The organism is uncultured Aquimarina sp., from assembly GCF_947500065.1.
Taxonomy (GTDB): Bacteria; Bacteroidota; Bacteroidia; order Flavobacteriales; family Flavobacteriaceae; genus Aquimarina.
In genome coordinates, this window is the sequence record NZ_CANMQT010000002.1 from 644,444 (window position 1) to 665,882 (window position 21,439).

Annotated in this window: 13 protein-coding genes; 2 read left to right on the plus strand and 11 right to left on the minus strand. The window is 33.8% G+C overall.

The features are described from left to right. The first annotated feature begins 15 nt into the window (after window positions 1–15). On the plus strand, window positions 16–3,588 hold the full coding sequence (locus Q0975_RS08320; protein ID WP_299435225.1) for a M1 family aminopeptidase: 3,573 nt from the start codon (window positions 16–18) through the stop codon (window positions 3,586–3,588). Window positions 3,589–3,668: 80 nt separating this feature from the next. Here the strand turns inward: Q0975_RS08320 and Q0975_RS08325 are convergent, their stop codons facing one another. The 4 genes from Q0975_RS08325 to atpD form a co-directional block, all read right to left on the minus strand. After that, window positions 3,669–4,529, minus strand: a complete 861-nt coding sequence (locus tag Q0975_RS08325) for an alpha/beta fold hydrolase (RefSeq protein ID WP_299435226.1) — start codon at window positions 4,527–4,529, stop codon at window positions 3,669–3,671. 130 nt (window positions 4,530–4,659) lie between these two features. Then, window positions 4,660–5,253, minus strand: coding sequence for a LytTR family DNA-binding domain-containing protein (locus Q0975_RS08330; RefSeq protein ID WP_299435227.1), 594 nt, complete (start codon window positions 5,251–5,253; stop codon window positions 4,660–4,662). A gap of 284 nt (window positions 5,254–5,537) precedes the next feature. Beyond that, a complete protein-coding gene (locus Q0975_RS08335) occupies window positions 5,538–5,813 on the minus strand; it encodes a F0F1 ATP synthase subunit epsilon (protein ID WP_280933543.1) in 276 nt (91 codons plus the stop codon). A gap of 95 nt (window positions 5,814–5,908) precedes the next feature. Next, entirely contained in the window at window positions 5,909–7,417 is a 1,509-nt protein-coding gene (atpD, locus tag Q0975_RS08340; protein WP_299435229.1) for a F0F1 ATP synthase subunit beta, read from the minus strand. A 263-nt stretch (window positions 7,418–7,680) separates the two neighbouring features. Here atpD and Q0975_RS08345 point away from each other — a divergent pair, with 263 nt between their 5' ends. Next, complete coding sequence (locus tag Q0975_RS08345; protein ID WP_299435230.1) at window positions 7,681–8,955, plus strand: sterol desaturase family protein; 1,275 nt, start codon at window positions 7,681–7,683, stop codon at window positions 8,953–8,955. 57 nt (window positions 8,956–9,012) lie between these two features. Here Q0975_RS08345 and Q0975_RS08350 read toward each other — a convergent pair whose 3' ends face one another. The 7 genes from Q0975_RS08350 to Q0975_RS08380 all read right to left on the minus strand — a co-directional run bounded on the left by Q0975_RS08350 (window position 9,013) and on the right by Q0975_RS08380 (window position 21,363). Next, window positions 9,013–10,599 carry a G-D-S-L family lipolytic protein gene (locus Q0975_RS08350; RefSeq protein ID WP_299435232.1) on the minus strand — a complete coding sequence of 529 codons (1,587 nt, stop codon included), beginning with the start codon at window positions 10,597–10,599 and terminating at the stop codon, window positions 9,013–9,015. A gap of 33 nt (window positions 10,600–10,632) precedes the next feature. Further along, the gene (locus Q0975_RS08355; RefSeq protein WP_299435234.1) at window positions 10,633–13,395 is read right to left on the minus strand and encodes a TonB-dependent receptor; all 2,763 of its coding nucleotides are present in this window, start codon (window positions 13,393–13,395) and stop codon (window positions 10,633–10,635) included. Window positions 13,396–13,709: 314 nt separating this feature from the next. Further along, window positions 13,710–13,907, minus strand: a complete 198-nt coding sequence (locus Q0975_RS08360; protein WP_299435235.1) for a hypothetical protein — start codon at window positions 13,905–13,907, stop codon at window positions 13,710–13,712. Between the two features lie 151 nt (window positions 13,908–14,058). Then, window positions 14,059–16,734: a TonB-dependent receptor gene (locus tag Q0975_RS08365; protein ID WP_299435236.1), complete on the minus strand. Its 2,676-nt coding sequence runs from the start codon at window positions 16,732–16,734 to the stop codon at window positions 14,059–14,061. A gap of 200 nt (window positions 16,735–16,934) precedes the next feature. Next, a complete protein-coding gene (gene glmS, locus Q0975_RS08370) occupies window positions 16,935–18,782 on the minus strand; it encodes a glutamine--fructose-6-phosphate transaminase (isomerizing) (protein ID WP_299435238.1) in 1,848 nt (615 codons plus the stop codon). 20 nt (window positions 18,783–18,802) lie between these two features. Beyond that, window positions 18,803–20,539, minus strand: a complete 1,737-nt coding sequence (locus Q0975_RS08375; protein ID WP_299435239.1) for a DUF4270 domain-containing protein — start codon at window positions 20,537–20,539, stop codon at window positions 18,803–18,805. Between the two features lie 14 nt (window positions 20,540–20,553). Further along, on the minus strand, window positions 20,554–21,363 hold the full coding sequence (locus Q0975_RS08380) for a glycogen/starch synthase (protein ID WP_299435240.1): 810 nt from the start codon (window positions 21,361–21,363) through the stop codon (window positions 20,554–20,556). Window positions 21,364–21,439 lie beyond the last annotated feature (76 nt).

Below are 21,439 nucleotides of genomic sequence, written 5' to 3' on the forward strand. Positions count from 1 at the left end.
AAAAATATATCCGTCATGTTTATACAACTTATCAAGTTTGAATGGAGATACCATTCTAAACAATTATCATTCTATATGTTTTCGATTATCTTTTTCCTCTTAGGATTTTATATGTCTTCTGGAGGAAGGTTAGGGGCAACAGAATTGGTAAAAACTAACTCCCCATATCAAATTAGTTTTTTTATTGGAATATTTAGTCTCGTATCAGTTTTTGCTACTATGTTTTATTGTATAAACGCTATGGTTAGGGATCGGCAATACAATGCGGAAGAAATTATTCATAGTACATCCGTAAAAAAACAACATTTTTACTGGAGTCGCTTTTCAGGAGGGTTTTTGGTCAGTCTATTAGTTTATACGCTTATGCTTTTAGGTTTTGCATTAGGCACTTTTTTTTCAAACAATCCCGATGGTATTGCGCCTTTTGTATTGCACCATTATATTTATATATGGAGTACAATGGTGTTACCTAATTTGTTTATTCTAACCGCACTATTATTCTGTTTTGCGGCACTTTCCAGAAAAGCATTACTCGTATACATCGGAGCTGTTTTTATCTACGCATTATACTGGGGATGTTCTATATTTTTAAACTCTCCTATGCTAGCCCAAGCTGTTCCACCATCGCCAGAAAATATGGTCATTGCAGCATTAATGGATCCGTTTGGCTTGTCCGCTTTTTTTGAACAAACCATGTACTGGACTCCTTTTCAAAAAAATAATCAGTTAGTATCTTTTTCAGGATTTTTCCTTTGGAATAGAATTGTTTGGCTGTCTTTTTCCATAATACTATTAACCATTACCTATAAATTATTTTCTTTTCGAAAAGGAATTCGAAAAATAAAAAAAACAAAAAATGCGGCACAGGAAGTCATTCAGAAAAAAGAATATATTCCTGTTTTGACCTATTCAGAAACTACTAAAGCGCAGTTATTAGGATTCCTATCACTAACAAAATTAGAATTGAAAGCTATTTTTACAAGCCTACCATTTATCGCTATACTTTTAATATGGATTTTGATAGCTTTTACAGAAATTTATAGTAAAGTTTATGAAGGAGGAGCCTATCGCGATAGTCTGTATCCAGCAACCTATCTTTTGATTGAACAAATAAGTGATCCTTTGCCTATCATGGGATTGATTTTGATCATTTTTTATAGTGGAGAGTTGGTGTGGCGAGAACGCAGTTTGCATTTTAATTCTATAACAGATGTTACTCCCGCATCCAATAATATCTTCTTCTTTTCAAAATATGTAGCGCTATTATTACTACCAATCCTACTAATTTTTATTGGAATTTTGATGTGTATTGGCTTTCAAATTGCAGGAAATTATTATCAATTCGAATGGACACAATACATCCATCTATTTTATTTTGAAGGAATCGGATTGATTTTTTACGGGATTGTTGCATTGTTTATTCAAAGTTTAGTATCCAATAAATATCTTGGAATGTTCCTTTCAGGAATCTTAATTTTTTTATTAGGTAGTTCTTTAAGTAATTACATAGGAATCGAACATATGTTACTGCAATTAGGAAAAACTTCGCCGATAGTATATATCGATATGAATGGCTATGGAACTTATCTAGAACCTTTTCATTGGTATGCTTTATATTGGATGGCTTTTGCAGGAATTTTAGTGCTGCTAGCTTTTAAATTATGGAGGCGAGGCATTATTTCAAATTTTAAATTTCGAATACAACAATTGTTTTCTAATTGGAAAAAATCAGAAAGAAGTATTGTTTTTGGGTTTCTTATTGTTTTCATCGGTGCGGGAAGTGTTATTTTTTATAACACGAATATTATAAACGAATATATTCCTTCTAATAAACAATTAGATTTAGCTGAAGAATATGAACGCAAGTTTAAACAATATGATGTACTAAAAGAATTGTATCCTGTCACTATCAAAACAACAGTAGATATTTATCCCGATGCCCAAAAATATACTGTAAAAGCCGATTACATACTAAAAAACAAGAGCAATTCTACAGTTGATCTTGTTTTTATCTCACCTAGAGAACCGCTACAATCTGTTTTTTTAGAAAATGCGACATTAATTGAATACGACACTATTTTCAAGACCTATTTATTCAAATTAAAGGATCCGCTATTACCAAAAGAGCAGCTAAAATTTAGATATGAACTTATTGTACAGAATGATGGTTTTGAAAGACGAGGTGCTATTGTCGAGAATGGTAGCTATATAACCCATTCCTCTTTTGAACCTTCATTAGGCTATCGAAATAGTAGAGAAATCCGAAATTCTTCAGAACGAAAAAAAAGAGGTTTACCTGAATTGAAAGAAGAGATCATTCAGCCTAACGATCTCCATAGTATACCGGATAATCTTATTGGCAAACTTCCTTTCGAAACTATCGTGTCTACGCAATCAGATCAAATTGCTATTGCACCAGGAAATTTAATTAAAGAATGGAAAGAAGACAATAGAAACTTTTACCATTATAAAGTGGATGGTAAAATATCTCCATTATTAGGATATTTTTCTGCCAAATATGAGATAGAAAAAGAAATATATCAAGGAGTTAGTATAGAACAATACTTTCATCCGGATCATGACATGAATATTGCCTCAACTATGAAGGCTAGTAAAGAAGCTCTGGATTATTGTATTAAAAATTTTGGAGATTATCCGTATGATCATCTTCGTATAGCAGAAATACCGGCATATTGGCCATTTGGAGGGCAAGCTTTACCAGGAACTATTAGTGTGGTTGAAGATCGATTTTACTTATTAGATCAACGGAACACTGATGTCTTTAATCTAGTTGCTAAACGTACTATTCATGAGGTAGCACATCAATGGTGGGGGCATATCTTAACGCCTAAGATGACTGCGGGAAGTGGATTTTTTATAGAAGGACTCGCCAAATACACAGAAATTGCTGTGATGGAAAAACATTATGGTAAAGGTGCATTATGGAACTTATCAGAATATTCTAATAATCGATATTTTACGGGACGTTCTTACGCTTCTAAGATGGAACCACCTATATATCTATCCGATGGAGAAAACCACCTGCTTTATGGTAAAGATTATACGACTATGTTAGCCCTCAAAGAATTAATAGGAACAGAAAAAATAGATCATATTCTACAAAAAATCGTATCGGAATACGGAAACAAAGAAGAATTCGAAGTAATCACATTAGATTTTTTGGAAGAAGTATATCAGGTTACACCTGTGGAATATCATAATTTGATTGATGATTGGTTTAAACGAGTTATCACATATGATCTAAAAGTGGACAATGCTTCTTATAAAGAATTACCAACAGGTAAATTTGAAATTATTCTAGACGTAACCACCAAAAGGTTCGAAACAAAAAATCAAGGCAAAGATCTAGCTATATCTATCAATGAACCTATCCAAATAGGACTGTTCACCAAACACCCTAAAAAAATTGAAGTAGGAGATGAGATTCTATATTTAGAAGCACATCAATTCGATAAAAAACATTCTAAAGTTAAGGTAATTGTTGACGAATTACCGACATATATCTCTATTGACCCCTATGGAACGCGACTGGACAAGAATAGAATTGACAACATAATTCGTTTATAATTTTCTTAAATAAACGATATAACCATATATAACTCCTAATTCTAATGGATAAGAATTAGGAGTTATACTTATTAAACTACCTACAAGTTTATCATTTCTTCGAACCGCTCTATATATTCTTCTTCATACTCAAATATTGCCTTAATATGTTTTCCTTCAATTTCCCAAAATTGTGTATTGGATTCATCAGAGACTTCATATAGTTTCTCTCCTAATTCAAAAGGAACCTGTTGATCAATAACACTATGAATAATCAATATGGGTTTGCTGATCTTTTTTATCTCCTTTTCAGCAGAAAAATCATTATTCATTAACAAAGGTATCAACCATTTAAAATTCTCTAGACCTAGTGCACCTGCATACACCTTTCCTATATCCGGAAATGAATTAAATGTACCTTCTAAAATTACTCCCGTTATCTTATCATTGCGTTCTGCCGCATTCATGGTAGCAAAGGCTCCTCCTAGCGATTGCCCCCATATAAGTATTGGAGTGTCTTTTACATTTTTATCAGTCACTATTTTATCAAATACATACAAGCTATCTTCTTTCAGTGTTAACGAATTATTTGCCACCCCAGTAGATTTACCAAAATTTCTGCGCTCAAAACTAAACACCTGAAATCCTTTTTTGACTAATATTTCATAATATTTTTGAGATGTCATTAAATGCATCCCTTTACCTGGATAATGTATAATAGTTGCTCTTGGTTTCTGAAAATCGGGTTTAAAAAGCACACCATGCAATACAGTATTCTCATCGATGTCAAAATAATATTCCTTATGATTTATTCTGGATTCAAAATTATCATAAGCTATACCATTAGTTTGATAAATCATTTTATCTGTATACCTAGAAAATCTTATATAAACTACAGTTCCTACTACAATGAAAATCATTATTATGATAATCACTTTCAATGTTCTTATAAATTTCTTCATTCTTAATATTTCTAATTGTTTATTACATCAAATAAACATGCTATGCTCCACACGAAAAAAAGAATGTTATGATTACATACTTTTCGTGGTAAAGAAATATTTTTTGTGGCGAAATTTTATTGTTATGTGGTCAACTTATATGAGATTTCACATTATCAAAGTAGGTTTTAGATACAGGAACAGCATCTTTTATATATTGTAAATAAACACTTCCATTCTGAGCATTACCTTCTAAAGAGATTATGTAGTTAGGATTAACAATGTATGATCTGTGTACTCTTATCATATCTTCTAATTGTTTAGATACCGATGAAAGCGTATTGCGCATTACTTTTTTCTTCACTTCTGATCCTTCGTGATAATAAATATTTATGTAATTATCTTCTGACTTAATATAAATAATATGCCCTAATACGACTAAAAACGATTCCTTTTTCAAAGAACTTTTTAGCAGCACAGCCTTTTCTGATTCTGAACTAATTTCCTTTTCATTCTCTTTAATTTTACCATAATAACGTCTTAAAAAAATGGACAATGTGGATAAGATTATTCCAAAACCTAGAAACATCAATCGAAACCAGTTCATAAAAAAACTAAGATATATATGTTCAGGTTTCTTATTTATGAATAGTTCTGTATAAAAAAAAGCAATAACAATGGCTATTGAAACGTATAGAAAAGAGAATATCAACTCTTCGCTCCATTTCCATATTTTAAAATTCACATAATACCATCTTGATAAGGAATAAAGAGAAGTGTAAACTACCAAAGAAATAATGCCGTATCCTATAAAATAAAGGTCCTTATGAGGATGATTAAAATTACTCGAACCGAAAGGTTGTAAAAAGATTAGTATAAAAACTACCAGGAAACTTAAAATAACGGAAATCAACACATGATTTCTGAAAGATGTTGTATATGGAAAAGCTTTGTTTAAAAACATAAAAAATCCCTATTAAATTATAATAGGGATTAAATATAATCATCTGAAATTGTAAATACTATTACTTAATCAGCAAGTACAATAACTTTATTATCTTTCATTTCGATAGTTCCAGAATTTATAGGAAGTAGTGTCACTCCATTCTCTTTAGTGAATTTCTCAGCCACTTCTTCTTCTAAATTCATATCTCCGTAAACCTTTACATTTCCTTTAGCAAGCAAAGAAACAATAGGTGCGTGATTATCCAACATCTGAAACTCTCCATTTACTCCTGGCACTGCAACTGAGGTTACTTCACCACTAAATAAAACTGCTTCTGGAGTTACTATTTCTAAATACATATTTTTAAAGTATTGAGTATTGAGTAATTAGTATTAAGATAGTGATAAGCAAAACAAATTATTCTCACTACTCATTACGAACTTCTCAGTACTATTTATGCTTCAGCTAACATTTTCTCACCAGCTTCGATAGCTTCTTCGATCGTACCTTTAAGGTTAAACGCTGCTTCTGGTAAGTGATCTAATTCACCATCCATAATCATAGTAAATGCCTTAATTGTATCTTTAATATCTACTAAACATCCTGGGATACCAGTAAACTGCTCCGCTACGTGGAATGGCTGAGATAAGAAACGTTGTACACGACGTGCACGTCCTACCGCTAATTTATCTTCTTCTGATAATTCTTCCATACCAAGAATAGCAATAATATCTTGTAATTCTTTATAACGTTGTAAAAGCTCTTTTACTCTTTGTGCACAGTTGTAGTGCTCATCTCCTAAAATATCAGCAGTAAGAATTCTTGATGTAGAATCTAATGGATCTACGGCAGGATAAATACCAAGCTCAGCAATCTTACGAGATAATACTGTTGTTGCATCTAAGTGAGCAAATGTTGTTGCTGGTGCTGGATCCGTTAAATCATCCGCAGGTACATAAACCGCCTGTACAGATGTAATAGATCCTTTCTTAGTAGAAGTAATACGTTCCTGCATCACACCCATCTCTGTTGCCAATGTTGGTTGGTAACCTACCGCTGATGGCATACGTCCTAGAAGTGCTGACACCTCAGAACCTGCTTGTGTAAAACGGAAGATATTATCTACGAAGAAAAGTACATCTTTTCCTTGTCCATCTCCAGCTCCATCACGGAAATATTCCGCAATCGTAAGACCCGATAAAGCAACACGAGCACGTGCTCCTGGTGGCTCATTCATCTGACCGAATACGAAAGTAGCTTTAGATTCTTTCATTACTTTTTTATCAACTTTAGAAAGATCCCATCCTCCTTCTTCCATAGAGTGCATAAAGTCATCACCATACTTGATAATTCCTGACTCTAACATCTCACGAAGTAAATCATTTCCTTCACGAGTTCTTTCTCCTACTCCTGCGAATACAGAAAGACCACCGTGACCTTTTGCAATATTGTTAATCAACTCCTGAATCAATACTGTTTTACCTACTCCAGCACCTCCAAATAATCCAATCTTACCACCTTTTGCATAAGGCTCAATAAGATCAATTACTTTAATACCTGTAAATAAAACTTCAGTAGAAGTTGATAAATCTTCAAATTTAGGTGCTTGACGGTGAATAGAAAGACCATCATCTCCTGCTTTAGGAAGATCTCCAAGACCATCAATCGCATCACCGATCACATTAAATAGACGTCCGTACACATCTCCTCCGATTGGCATCTGGATAGTAGATCCTGTTGCTACAGCTTCTACACCTCTGCTTAATCCATCACTGGAATCCATCGCAATGGTACGCACAGTATCCTCACCAATGTGAGACTGAATCTCTAACACCAACTTGGTACCGTCTGCTCTATTAATTTCTAACGAATCGTAAATTTTTGGTAATTCAGTACCGGCAGCGAATGCTACGTCTATAACCGGACCTACAATTTGTGATACTTTACCCGTAACTTGAGACATTATATAACTATTTAATGTTTAGTATTTAACTATTTCAAAAGATCTTAATTTTTGTAATACAAAATACGACCTTTTTTCAGGCTGCAAATATAGGCTTTTAAAATGAAAAAAATAGCGTCTTTTATTTTGTTTTTTTAATGCACAAATCCAAAGCTCATTTACAATCCAAGAACTATTGATTTTACAAGGCTTTTATTTGATTTTGAAATCATTAAATTGTACTTTTCCTACAAACAAAATCTTACTTTTTAATTTTTTACACTATGGAAACTTATGCCGAAGCTTTAACTTATGCCATACCAGGATTCATAATTCTCATACTTATGGAATATCTGGTAAGTAGATGGAAGGGAATCCCAGTTAACCAGGCCATGGATACCATTTCCAGTATTAGCTCTGGCATTACGGACTCCTTAAGAAGTTTAACCGGACTTGCCATAATTATCATTAGTTATGATTGGATGGTAGCTCAAATCGCTTTGATTGAAATCAAGTCTTCTGTTTTAGTGTATGTATTAACGTTTATAGGATTGGATTTTGTAGGATATTGGTCTCATCGTTTCAATCATACTATAAACTTATTTTGGAATAGACATATTATTCATCATAGTAGTGAAGAGTTTAATCTAGCATGTGCATTGCGTCAAAGCATTTCGGCGATAGTCTCCATTTATTTCTTTCTCTACATACCTTTAGCATTATTAGGAATACCTGCTAATGTGGTTGCTCTAGTTGCCCCTATACATTTATTCGCTCAATTCTGGTATCATACAAGATTAGTTAACAAAATGGGAGTTTTAGAGCATATTATTGTAACCCCTTCTCATCATAGAGTTCATCACGCTATAAATGATGAATACCTTGACAAGAACTATTCTCAAATTTTTATTTTTTGGGATAAACTTTTTGGAACATTTCAGGAAGAAATACCTGAAAAACCACCTGTATACGGAGTAAAAAAACCAGTAAACACCTGGAATCCATTCTTTATTAATTTCATGCACGCATGGGGTATTCTTAAAGATGCTTGGAGAACTAAACGTATTATGGATAAAATCAGAATATGGTTTATGCCAACTGGATGGAGACCTGAAGATGTTAAAGAGAAGTATCCTATCCAAATTATAACAGATCCATATACCCGAGAAAAATATAAAACAGAAAGTTCCTTATTCCTTAAGTTATGGTCTTGGTTGCAATTAACAGCTACAATAGCATTATTATATTATTTATTAATAAGTTTTGGTGATCTAACATTTATACAAATTATAGAATACGCTATCTTTTTATTAGTTTCCATATTTGCGTATACCTCTTTAATGGATAGACATGTTATTTCTATTTATGCTGAAATAGCAAAGCTAGCTTTAGGAATATATTTTATAAGTCAGGAAAACGGTTGGTTTGGAATAGATCAACTTTTATCCGGAGCGACCTATATAGTATTAGCATATATGATTCTGTCCTTCATAATGTCTGTTTATTTTCAATTTTTGGAAAGAAAACATATTACTGGGACACATAAGCAAATCGCATAAAAAAAGCCAGCAAGAAAATATTTTCTTGCTGGCTTCACATTCTTTATATATAACTAATTATTGTAATAATGGTGAATAAAAAGTTGGGTAATCCGCTGCTTTTACCATAGGAAGATTCGATCCATACGTAGTATTAATCGCTTCCATCGTTTTATTTGCTATAAATGCATAACCACGAGCAGTAGGATGTACTCCATCCAATGAAAATGCCCCTCCAAATACTAAATCACCTTGTAAAAGAAATTCATCGAAAGAGACCCCTGTAGAAGCGACTTCTACAAGCAATGCATTTGCATCTACAAAAGCCAATCCAGCTTGTTGTGCTGCAGCAGAAATCGTAGTATTAAATGCTGCAGTTGCCACAGCTATTTCTTCTTGTTCTTCTGGTGTTAACACCCATTTATCAGCTAAAGGAATCGCAACTCCGTTTACCGTTTGTGGATTCCCAGGAATAGCTTCTGTACCAATAAAACTACTAGATGGCAATACTAAAAGATCTTCGGCTGTAGCCTGTCTCATACTAACTAGAGCAGCATTAATAGCTGTCAAATCAGTTAAATCCTCATCAAATATAACCACAGCATTTCCTTCTCCTTCACTAAAAGTTATTTTTCTTCTAGCCATTTCAGTTGTTGCTAATTGTAATGAAGTCATATCTGATGTAGCTGGGAAAAGAGCTCCTAAAGTTCCTGGATTAGCAGTTAAAAAAGCCAATGCAGCATCTAACCCACCATTATATGCCCCATAAGCACTAGCACTATTTAAAAAGCCAGCAGTAGCTGCATCTAATGGAACCGGATTATGAGGTACCGTAGTAAAATGAGCGATGGAAGTTACATCAGGAATATTTGCTATTACCCCTTTTGCGCCACCAGATGTTAAGGTAGCTACTAACGCATTGTATGCCCCGTTAAATGTCCCTGTATCTGTAATTGGATCAGTCCCATCACCTCCGGATAATGCATATCCTAACACATCATTATTTCCAATCCAAAGAGAGAAAAATGTAGGGTTTTGATCCATCGCATCTTCTATTACAGATGCATTTGGATCAGAAGCCATACGCACAAAATACGGATTCGCAAGTGGTGGGTTTAAAGCTAAACCAGCTGCATTACCATATCCATTAGCTAGTAAATGAAAACTTTTAGCACCAGGGACTCCCATATTATTAAAGCTTGAGCCAAGATTTGTTGTAGCCTCAGTTCCTGGCGTTTCTGGTGTAAAGTCCAAAATATCCGGAACTATACCCAAAGGATAAGGGCCAGAACCAAAGTCATCATCTGGATTAACATCACTATAAAAATATAATCTAGGTCCAAAACTACCATTCGCCATTGGCATACCACCAAAAAGGAAGCCACCAATATTATCACTCATCAGAGGTTGTGTAAATGTTCCTCCTCCTGCTAATGCAAATTGTTGTGCCAAAATATTAGGCATTGAATTTTCTTGTCCAGCAATGAATAGTGCATTATCAGTAAATCCTGCTGTTAAGGAATTCCCTAATGCAACATATTTAGAAAAATCCGCTGTCCCCGAAGTAATTACTACTTCTTCTACTACCGGAGCATCATCGTCCGATTCACACGCTATAAATCCAAAAACCAGTAAGATTAATAGCCATTTATATTGAATATTCATATGTATATTTCTTAAAATCATTTTTTATATTAATTACAAGTTGTTTATAGATAAACCTATATAGTATTGAGAACCTATAAAACCAGTTCCAAAAGCAGTAAAATACTCATCTCCTCCTATATTGGTAGCTCCAGCTTTTATGATAGTTTTCAATGCTGGTATTCTATAATTTATTTGCGCATCAACTACAGAGAATGAAGGAACAGTTCCATCACCAAATGTTGCTTCCCAGAAGTATTCATCACTCCATCTGTAACTAACATTAAAACCAAAGTTTTTAACTAGATTGGTGTGACCCAAACTTGCTTTTATCTTATGTTTCGGTGTATTAAAACTAGTTCGGAAATCAGAATCTTGATTTCTGTCAAAATCTTGTTCTGAATAGGTATAGTTGGCTCCTAGATCAAAACCATGAATTTTTTTAGTAATTCCGACTGTTGCTCCGAAAGAATTTATATCTACGGCAGAATTAGTGTACGTCTGGTACACCTTAGTATCGCCATTTTGTAAAGCTAATAAAGATAGTGTACCATCACCAACTTCTCCATATAATGGAACTAACACATTCTCATTAGAAATAAAATCTTCATAAGAATTGTAATATGCACTCATATCTATTATAAATCCTTTTATCTTCCCTCTATATCCTAACTCAAATGCAGTAACTTTTTCTGGTTGTACTATTCCGGCATCAGCTTCAGTAGGAGTTCCATTAAGTACAGAGTTTAAAGAAAATGAATTTTCATATGCTGCTCTACCAGTAACCGATGCTGTTGCTGATCCGGTAATATTTTGACCATTTCCACTTAAGGTAAAACTTCTAACATCTCGATCCAAATTCTCTGGAGCAGATCCTACTAGAATTGCTCGACCTACATCCAATCCAATAAATAAATCCTGAGTAGTCGGATTTCTAAAACCTGTTTGCGCAGACAAACGAATATTATGATTTCTTTCTTGACCTGCTGTATATCCAAAAGATAACCTTGGCGAAAAATTACCATCAAACAATTCAGACTTATCATAACGTACAGAACCCGTTATCTTTAAGCGATCATCCATCAATTTCTTTTGAATCTGTGTATATACACCATATTCAGAATAACGAATTGGACCATCAAAATCTGTAAAAATAGTTCCCGAAGAATTTAACTTATACTCTCTAAATGATCCTCCAACTTGTATATCGGCAATGTCACTAGTTATATGACTAAAATTATAGTTTACATCTGCATGTCTTAACTGGGTAGCATCCTGAAATTTAGATCCTGTAGCCAAATCCGGATCCGAGATCACTTGTCTAAAAGCACTTTCGAATCCTGGAGTACCTGGAATCAAACGACCAGTATCGGCTGTTTGCCTACCTATCAAATGCGCTTGTTCTGGTAGCACACCAGCTAATGAAGCTTGTACAAAAGCACCAGCATATTCTCCAAACCACGTTTGATCATCTTTCCAGGATCTATTAATATTAATTCCTGTAAATCTTGTATCATAAGAATCTCCAGCACTTTCGTCCGTTATATATCCTCTTACAAAAAAGTTATTGTTCTTAAACTCTAATTTATGTTGTTGTAAGAAAAAATTACGAATAGAATACCTATTAGCACCTTGATAAATAGTTGTTCCTCTACCTATTTTTGCTTGGTAAATAACCTCAAAATCATTAGCAAAAGGCCTGTAATGCAAAGCAGCATCAAATTTTATACTTTCCGCTTTGTAATCATTAAGATCGCTTTCTAGATACCCCGTTCTACTAACATTTTCGTTTGGCAACAGGTTTTCTGCTCCAGCAGGCAATACACCTAAATTAACCAGCGCTACTCCAACCCCTCTAATATTAGTACTTACTTCATCTCCATACACATTTAATCCATCATAATCTGGATCTAACCTAGTACCTGTAACAGGATTTGCAGAAACATCTACTTCGCTCTGTGCAAACCAATCTGTACCTCTTAGGTAAGAAAAATTAACTTTACCTGCAAACTTATCAGAAAATGCATGTGCAACTCGTATACCATAATCATAAAACTCATTATCTCCTGCAGCATCCTGAGAAGTAATTCCTCCTTTACCATAAGCACTTATACCTTGATGATCAAATGGATTTTTACTGGTCATAAATAAAATACCATTAAAAGCGTTTGCTCCATAAAGAGCAGAAGAAGCTCCAGGCAGCAATTCCACACTATTCACATCTAATTCTGTCATCCCCAGAAGATTTCCCAACACAAAATTCAATGCCGGTGAAGCATTGTCCATTCCATCTACTAATTGTACAAATCGAGTATTAGCAAACGAAGCAAAACCTCTAGTGTTTACAGATTTAAATGTTAAACTATTCGTATTAATATCTACCCCTTTTAAGTTCTCTAACCCATCATAGAAATCAACCGCTGGAGTATTTTTGATTTCCTTAATTCCAAAACGTTCCACACTTACTGGTGATTCAAAAACTCTTTCTGGTGTTCTAGAAGCCGAAATAATAACCTCATCTAACTCTGTTCCTTCTTTTAAAGTAATTGTTAAGTTACTTACACTAGCGGTAATATTTACCGAATTAGCCTCAAAACCAACGCTACTTACTATAATAGTAAATGGTGGTGCTTGGTCTAATGTCAATGTAAATAATCCATCAAAATCTGTAACTGTCCCTACAGCCGCTCCCTGTAATGAGATATTAGCCCCTGGAATTGGTTGATTATTATTATCAACAACAGTCCCACTAATAGTTGTTTGTGCAGTAGAAATAATGCCCATAAAAAGCATCATTACCAACGTAATTGTCCTCATATCCTAAATTAGTTTTTATGTTATGACAACAATATACGCTTTTTTAGTAATTCTATAAAAAAAGTTAAAATCTTGTGTTTTCCTTAAGAATAGCATTATTCAATTATTAATTTCACCTTATTTCCGGTTAAACAGTAATTTTATTTGATACTATTCACGCATAATAAAGTGCAGGTTTACAACATGTTTTATAGTTTTCACACCTAGAAAAAACAACACTTAAATTTCCAATAAATCGCATCAATAAAACAAAAAAACCTGTCTGAAATATTTTCTCAAACAGGTTTTTTAAAAGCTTATTTATATTGATTCTACTATAAATTGTTTATAGACAACCCAATATAATACTGAGAACCAACAAATCCTGTACCAAAAGCAGCAAAGTATTCGTCTCCTCTGATATTTGTTGCTCCCACTTTAAGAACTGATTTTAGTTTTGGTATTTTATAATTCATTTGTGCATCAATTACAGTGAAAGAAGGAATCTCTGAAGAACCAAAAACAGCATTCATCTCAAAAATAACACGATAAACACGTAATATCCCTACATTTTCATCAACTATCCTAGATGTTGAGAATAAAAAATCCCTGTTTAGAAGACTAAACAGGGACTATATTAAAGATAATAAATGTATTACCTAAAATACCATCTATTTTCAGGTATTAGAAATTATTAATTGTCAATCCAAAATAATACTGAGAACCTATTGAAGCGGTTCCAACTGCCGTGAAGTACTCACTACCACCAATATTAGTTCCACCAAGTTTAAGTGTGGTTTTTAAAGTTGGTATTCTATAATTAACCTGAGCGTCAAAAACTGTAAATGAAGGAACATCTCCCACAGCAAAAGTGGATTCCCAAACATACTCATCACTCCATTTAACAGCGGTATTGAAACCAAAGTTTCTAAATAGGTTATCATGTCCAAAACTTGCCTTAGCCTTATGCTCTGGAGTATTGAAGTTCGTTCTAAAACCTGGATCTTCATTCTGGTCAAAATCTTGCTTAGAATAAGTATAACTGGCATTAAGATCAAAATCTCCAAACACTTTAGCACTTACTCCTAAAATTGCACCATACGAATTAATATCAACATCAGAATTGGTAACTGCCTGAAAACCTGTGAAATTTCCTATTCCAATCGCTCCTTGAGCTTCAGGAGTCCCAACGTTACCGCTCAATGGGCTTACTACATCAATTGTAGAAATAAAATCTTCATACATATTATAGTAACCACTTAGATCAAGCAATAGTTTCCCAAAATCTGCTCTATATCCAATCTCAATAGCCGTTACTCTTTCTGGTTGTACAATATCCGGATTCGCTATTTCCAGCGAAGCTGTTCCTCCTGATCTTATAAAAGCTTCTACTGATTGTGCTGTATAAGAATTTTCATAAGCTGCGCGACCAGTAATCGCGGTACCATTAATAGTTCTTGCATAACGATCTAAATTATCTGGAGCAGAACCTACAATAGCTCCTTCACCTATATCAAGACCCAAATATAAATCCTGAGTAGTAGGGTTTCTAAAACCAGTTTGGATAGAAGCACGAAGATTACGGTTTCTATTTTCACCTAGTGTATATCCCACAGAGAATCTTGGCGAAAAATTACCGTCAAACAATTGAGATTTATCATAACGAACTGATCCCGTAAGCTTTAGTCTTTCGTCTAGTATTTTTTTCTGAATTTGTGAATAAACACCTATTTCGGAATAATTAATTGCACCATCAAAATCCGTGTAGAAAGTACCTTCGGAATTTAAAGAATACTCTCTAAAAGATCCTCCAACCTGAATATCTGCAAAATCATTAGTAACATGACCGAAATTATAATTTGCGTCCACATGTCTTAATTCTGTTTTAGAAATAAATTTTGATCCCGTTTGAAAATCAGGAGTGCTCGTAACTTCATTAAAAGCATTTTCAAAACCAACAGAACCGGGTTCTAATCTATCTCTATCTGCAAACGCTCTCGCTGCATTATGTCTCTCTATATCTGTACCTAAAGTAGTTGCAAATGTAGTTCCATATTCCTGAAACCATAGTTCATCACTTTTCCATCTTCTGTTAATATTGATTCCTGTAAAACGCATATCATACGTGTCACCAGCATCTTCTGCAGATATATATCCTCTTACAAAAAAGTTATTGTTTTTTACTTCCAATTTATGTTGCTGAAAAAAGAAATCCTTCAAAGAAAATCTATTAGAATCCTGAAAGATTGTCTGACCTTTACCTAATTTACCCGCATAAATAATTTCAAAATCATTGCTAAAAGGTCTGTAATGAATTGCTCCATCAAACTTAATACTCTCTGCATTATAATCCGTCAAGTCTGATTCATCATACCCTGTTCTAGTTACCACTCCAGCACCTGGAAGCAGTGTTCTAACCTCATCTCCATATACATTTAAACCATTGTATGCAGGATCTAATTCACGACTTTCGCCTGGGTTTTCAATATTTTCCTTACTAACAGCAAACCAATCTGTACCATTCATATAAGAGAAGTTTACTTTAGCAGCAAAATTATCTGTAAAGCCATGAGCCATTCGGATTCCAAAATCATAGAATTCATTAGTACCAGCTGCATCTTGAGAAGTAACACCTCCTTTGGCATAAGCACTAATACCTTGCTTTTCGAATGGGCTTTTACTATTCATAAATAATATCCCATTAAATGCATTGGCACCATATAAAGCAGAAGATGCTCCAGGAAGCAATTCTATGTTTGCTACATCAAGTTCGTTCATTCCAATAAGATTACCCAAAGCAAAATTCAACGATGGTGAAGTATTATCCATTCCATCTATTAACTGAACAAAACGATTATTAGTAAACGAAGCAAAACCTCTAGTGTTAATAGATTTAAACGTTAAACTATTAGTATTCACATCTACGCCTTTCAAATTTTCTAAACCATCATAGAAATCTACAGAAGGTGTATTTTTAATTTCTTTAACACCAAATCTTTCAATACTTACAGGTGATTCAAATAAACGTTCTGGTGCTCTAGAAGCTGATATTACTATTAAATCGAGAACATTACCTTCTGAAAGAATAATAGTTATTTCTCCTGATTCTGAAGTTACCTCTGCGGAATTGGATTCGTATCCAATACTACTCGCAGTAATCGTAAAGGGTGGTTTTGTAGTTACTGTCAACGAAAAAAGACCGTCAAAATCAGTAACTGTTCCTATAGCATCTCCTTTCAAAGAGATATTAGCTCCAGGAATTGGTTGATTAAAGTCATCGACTACTCTACCACTTATTGTAGTTTGAGCATTACAAATAACGCATACCAATAGCGTTACTATAAAAGTAATTTTTTTCATAAATAGGTTATTTTAAAGTTTAAGTTTGTTTGGGGAACTTAAATTTGTTAAAACGGCGTTTATCCGTTTTCGGCCGCGAAACTACTAAAAAAATAGTAGTAAAAAAGAATTTTTGTTGATTTTTTATCGATTAAACACAAAAAAGGACGATGTATCGTCCTTTTTTGTGTTTAAATAAGTAATTTTATGTATTTTAATTGCTATTCCACCGTTACTGATTTTGCCAAATTTCTTGGTTGATCCACATTTTTATCCAACATAACAGCAATATGGTAAGATAACAATTGAAGTGGTATTGTTGTTAAAAGTGGCGTAAGGAATTCTATAGTTTCTGGTATCTCGATAACATGGTCAGCAAGTGCTTTTACTGTTTCATCTCCTTCAGTAACGATCCCAATAATCTTTCCTTTTCTGGATTTAATTTCTTGGATATTACTAACTACTTTTTCATAATGTCCTTTTTTGGTGGCAATTACCACAACAGGCATATGCTCATCTATCAAAGCGATAGGACCATGTTTCATCTCCGCTGCAGGATATCCCTCAGCGTGGATATATGAAATTTCTTTTAACTTCAAGGCACCTTCTAAGGCTACAGGAAAGTTATACCCTCTTCCTAAATACAAGAAATTCTTTGCGTCCTTATATGTGTCAGCAATTTGTTTTATATGCTCATTAGATTCTAAAGCAAGTTTTACTTTTTCTGGAATACGTTCTAATTCCTGAAGATAGTAATGGAAATCACTATTAGAAATTGTACCTTTTCTTTCTGCTAGCTTTAAAGCAATTAATGAAAGTACTGTAATCTGTGTTGTAAAAGCTTTCGTAGAAGCTACACCAATCTCTGGTCCTGCATGTGTATAAGCTCCTGCATGTGTTTCTCTAGAAATAGAGGATCCAACAACATTACATACCCCAAAAACAAATGCTCCTCTTTCTTTTGCTAATTTAATAGCTGCCATTGTATCGGCTGTTTCTCCACTTTGTGATATAGCTATCACCACATCATCCTGATGAATTACCGGATTTCTATATCTAAACTCTGAAGCGTACTCTACCTCAACAGGAATTCGTACCAACTCTTCAAAAATATATTCAGCTACAAGACCGGCATGCCAAGAGGTTCCACAAGCAATAATTAGAATACGTTTAGCATTCAGTAATTTTGCCAAGTTATCATCAATACCTGCCATTTTTATGATCCCTTCGGCTACTCTCATTCTACCTCTATAAGTATCACTAATAGCGCTTGGTTGCTCATAAATTTCCTTAAGCATAAAGTGGTCATATCCACCTTTTTCAATCTGCTCTAAATTAATTTGTAATTCCTGAACATAAGGATCTACAAGACTATCGTCTTTTATATTTCTTACTTTTATACCTTTTTTACGGCGAACAATAGCCATTTCGCCATCTTCAAGATATATTGCATTATTAGTATACTCTATAAATGGAGAAGCATCAGAAGCGATGAAAAATTCATTTTCTCCTACTCCTATAGCCAGAGGGCTTCCTAATCTAGCCACAACAATTTCATCAGGTTTTTGCCTATCAAAAACTGCAATAGCGTATGCTCCGATCGTTTGATTTAAGGCTATCTGTACAGCCTTTCCTAATTTTACATTCTCTTTAGTCTTTACATCTTCAATCAGATTAACCAGTACTTCGGTATCTGTTTCAGACGTAAAAGTATATCCTCTATTAATTAGTTCTTTTCTAAGTGATTCATAATTTTCTATGATCCCATTATGAATAATCACTAGGTCACCAGAATTAGAATAATGAGGATGGGAGTTTACATCATTCGGCACTCCATGAGTGGCCCATCTTGTGTGTCCAATCCCAACGCTACCATCTGTAGAAATTTCTTTTACTAATCTTTCTTCTAAATCTGCTACTTTACCCTTAGTTTTCGATAACTTAATATCCTGACCGTCATAAAGAGCTATACCAGCAGAATCATATCCTCTGTATTCTAATCTTTTCAATCCCTTTAATACGATTGGATAGGCCTCCCTATGACCTATATATCCTACTATTCCACACATGGCTTTATTTTGTTTGTCGGTTAATTACTTTTTGATTCTGTATAAAAAATATCAAGCTTTAAGCGTTTTTCTTCTGGAACATTGGTTCCATTTCCATAAAGAATTGTTCCTTCATGAGATATTATAGATGAAAAGGGGATGATTTCTTCATCTGTATTAGCGGGGATAAATCCTTCAGCATTTGCTGAAATATTAACATTTTGGGATACTGATAATCCTAGTTTTACATTGTCTGTATCATCATTTAAAATATTGATGATATGCTGCGTCAATCTAATTTTATAAAACTCTCCTTTTTCATCACTATCTCTACTAATCCTTCCTAAGTGATTAGTAACAGATTGCACTGGGTTTGTGGTATTAGAGCTTGAGTCAACCAAATAATCAATAAGAACCACTCCAGTTTCAAGATTAAAAACATACACTCTTTCTGGTTCTGCATCTCCAGAAACCACTTCATCCTGATTTATATAAATTTTCATGCTGGCCTCATTAATCAACCAATCTTGTCTTTTTAGAAAGTCTAATTCATTTTCCGATTCGCCATTTTCGTTAGTAACATTACCATTAAAAAAATCTAATACAGCATAAGATCCTTCTCCTCCTTTGAGATAAAGGTTTTCTTCTCCATTGACCATATCTTGATCATCTAATTCACCAGAGATAGTAGTACTAAAATCAAAATCAATCCCGTTTACAATATTATTTAAAAAAGTAAGTGGCAAATTTCCTTCATCCCTAACAGTAATTAACTCTGTTGTATCCCCATCATCATCTATATCATCTGTATCCGCTACTTCTGTATCAAAGGAATAATGCAATGTAATATTTGCACTGGTTATATCAAAAAAGATAAGACTTCCGTCTTGGGTTATAGCTTCGGTTTTAAAATAAATACCTCTAAAGTAATTATTAAAGTTATTCGCATTACTTAATTCTATACTTCCTTCTTTATCTAAGAATAATCCTGTAAAATAATCTATAAGTTCCTGATTACCTGTTCTTGTATTATCGGTACTAGGGTCATTATCTGGATCTGGATTCAATGCTGTTGCTTCAGCTGCAGCATCATCAGAGATTAAAGCTAATCTCAAACCAGGAGCTAATCTTGTAACTTGGGGATCATCATTACCGTCTGAATCATCATCCTCACTAACTAATCGTAGTTCATTCGCTGAAGGTGCATAATTATCGACTGAGAATAATAACTTATTTTCTATAATAGGTCCAAAACTTTCGATATCATTAGAATAATATATTTGCCTTTCTTCTGCTTCATCACCCACACCAAAATTCCTCAAGAAATAATCTGACTGATAAACAGACAATCGTATGTTCTGTGATCCATACACAGAGTCTAATTCATAAGTATTTGTAACTTCTCCTTCATCATCTGTATTCGTTTCCGTAAGTTCACTAAAATACGGCAAACTTAGTACGACACTATCCAAAACTGGATTATCACCAAAAACGGGATCCAATCTACTAGGCAATACCTGAGATAAAACATTATACGTTGATTGACCATAAACTGGGTCATTGTAAACTCCGATTAAATAATTTGGCAAATTACTGGTTTGTACTTTTTCAAATCTTTTACTATACCCTAAAGGAATAGCAGCATATTGATTATCCTCAAAATTTACATCTCCGATTACCTCGCTTCCAACTGAATTAAAATCATCATCACACGATACAACAGTAAAAACAACAGCTACTATAGCTGTTATTTTGATCAAAACATTTTTCAAATTCATAATAGTTCCTTTTGCTATACCAATACTTCTGTCTGATAGAAGGCTTCATAGGCATCCGCAAATTCATCTGGTTTTTTATATTCTAGTACAGGTTGATCTATGGTTTTTAAATGCTTAGAAAGTTCTGCAGGGATTTCTTCTGACCCAACTATTATAGCATCAGAATTATCGATTGCTACTTTCATCACATTATTATAGGTTGGTTTAGCTAAATCAGTGATTTTTTCTTCATCTATCCCATCAAACTTAACCTTCTCTAACATATTCTTATCTAATGTTCCCTTATACCCGTGATCGTATACCGAAGTTACAATCTTACTATGGTTAAACAACGGTTCATTAGCATAATAATTTCTAAGATATAGCGGCAACATAGATGCCAACCATCCATGAACATGAATTACATCTGGAGACCAGTTCAATTTCTTAACAGTCTCAATAACTCCTTTTGCAAAAAATATTGCTCGTTCATCATTATCTGGAAATAAATTTCCTTCTTCATCAGTCAGAGTCGCCTTTCTCTTGAAATAATCTTCATTATCAATAAAATAAACTTGCATCCTTTCTTTCGGGATGGAAGCTACCTTAATAATCAATGGCATATCCAAATCATTAATAACAAGATTCATACCTGACAAACGAATTACTTCATGCAGTTGATGTCTCCTTTCATTAATATTTCCATATCTCGGCATAAAAATTCTAATTTGCCCGCCTTTACTGTTTACCATTCTAGGTGCTTCAAAAGACATTGATGAAATCTCTGTCTCTGGTAGGTAAGGTATTACTTCTGATGATACGTACAATATCCTCTTATCTTTCATATGATCTACTTTTCTCGTCTCCTTCGGAATAAATTTTTGCAAAATTACGAAAATTTATGTAGTCTGCCAGTAATAT

Excerpts from the sequence above, each read along its gene's own strand:
- Q0975_RS08350 (WP_299435232.1), bottom strand. The coding sequence starts at position 10,599 with ATGAATATTCAATATAAATGGCTATTAATCTTACTGGTTTTTGGATTT.
- Q0975_RS08355 (WP_299435234.1), bottom strand. The coding sequence starts at position 13,395 with ATGAGGACAATTACGTTGGTAATGATGCTTTTTATGGGCATTATTTCT.
- Q0975_RS08375 (WP_299435239.1), bottom strand. The coding sequence starts at position 20,539 with ATGAATTTGAAAAATGTTTTGATCAAAATAACAGCTATAGTAGCTGTT.
- Q0975_RS08325 (WP_299435226.1), bottom strand. The coding sequence starts at position 4,529 with ATGAAGAAATTTATAAGAACATTGAAAGTGATTATCATAATAATGATT.
- atpD (WP_299435229.1), bottom strand. The coding sequence starts at position 7,417 with ATGTCTCAAGTTACGGGTAAAGTATCACAAATTGTAGGTCCGGTTATA.
- glmS (WP_299435238.1), bottom strand. The coding sequence starts at position 18,782 with ATGTGTGGAATAGTAGGATATATAGGTCATAGGGAGGCCTATCCAATC.
- Q0975_RS08380 (WP_299435240.1), bottom strand. The coding sequence starts at position 21,363 with ATGAAAGATAAGAGGATATTGTACGTATCATCAGAAGTAATACCTTAC.
- Q0975_RS08335 (WP_280933543.1), bottom strand. The coding sequence starts at position 5,813 with ATGTATTTAGAAATAGTAACTCCAGAAGCAGTTTTATTTAGTGGTGAA.
- Q0975_RS08345 (WP_299435230.1), top strand. The coding sequence starts at position 7,681 with ATGGAAACTTATGCCGAAGCTTTAACTTATGCCATACCAGGATTCATA.
- Q0975_RS08365 (WP_299435236.1), bottom strand. The coding sequence starts at position 16,734 with ATGAAAAAAATTACTTTTATAGTAACGCTATTGGTATGCGTTATTTGT.
- Q0975_RS08320 (WP_299435225.1), top strand. The coding sequence starts at position 16 with ATGTTTATACAACTTATCAAGTTTGAATGGAGATACCATTCTAAACAA.
- Q0975_RS08360 (WP_299435235.1), bottom strand. The coding sequence starts at position 13,907 with ATGAATGCTGTTTTTGGTTCTTCAGAGATTCCTTCTTTCACTGTAATT.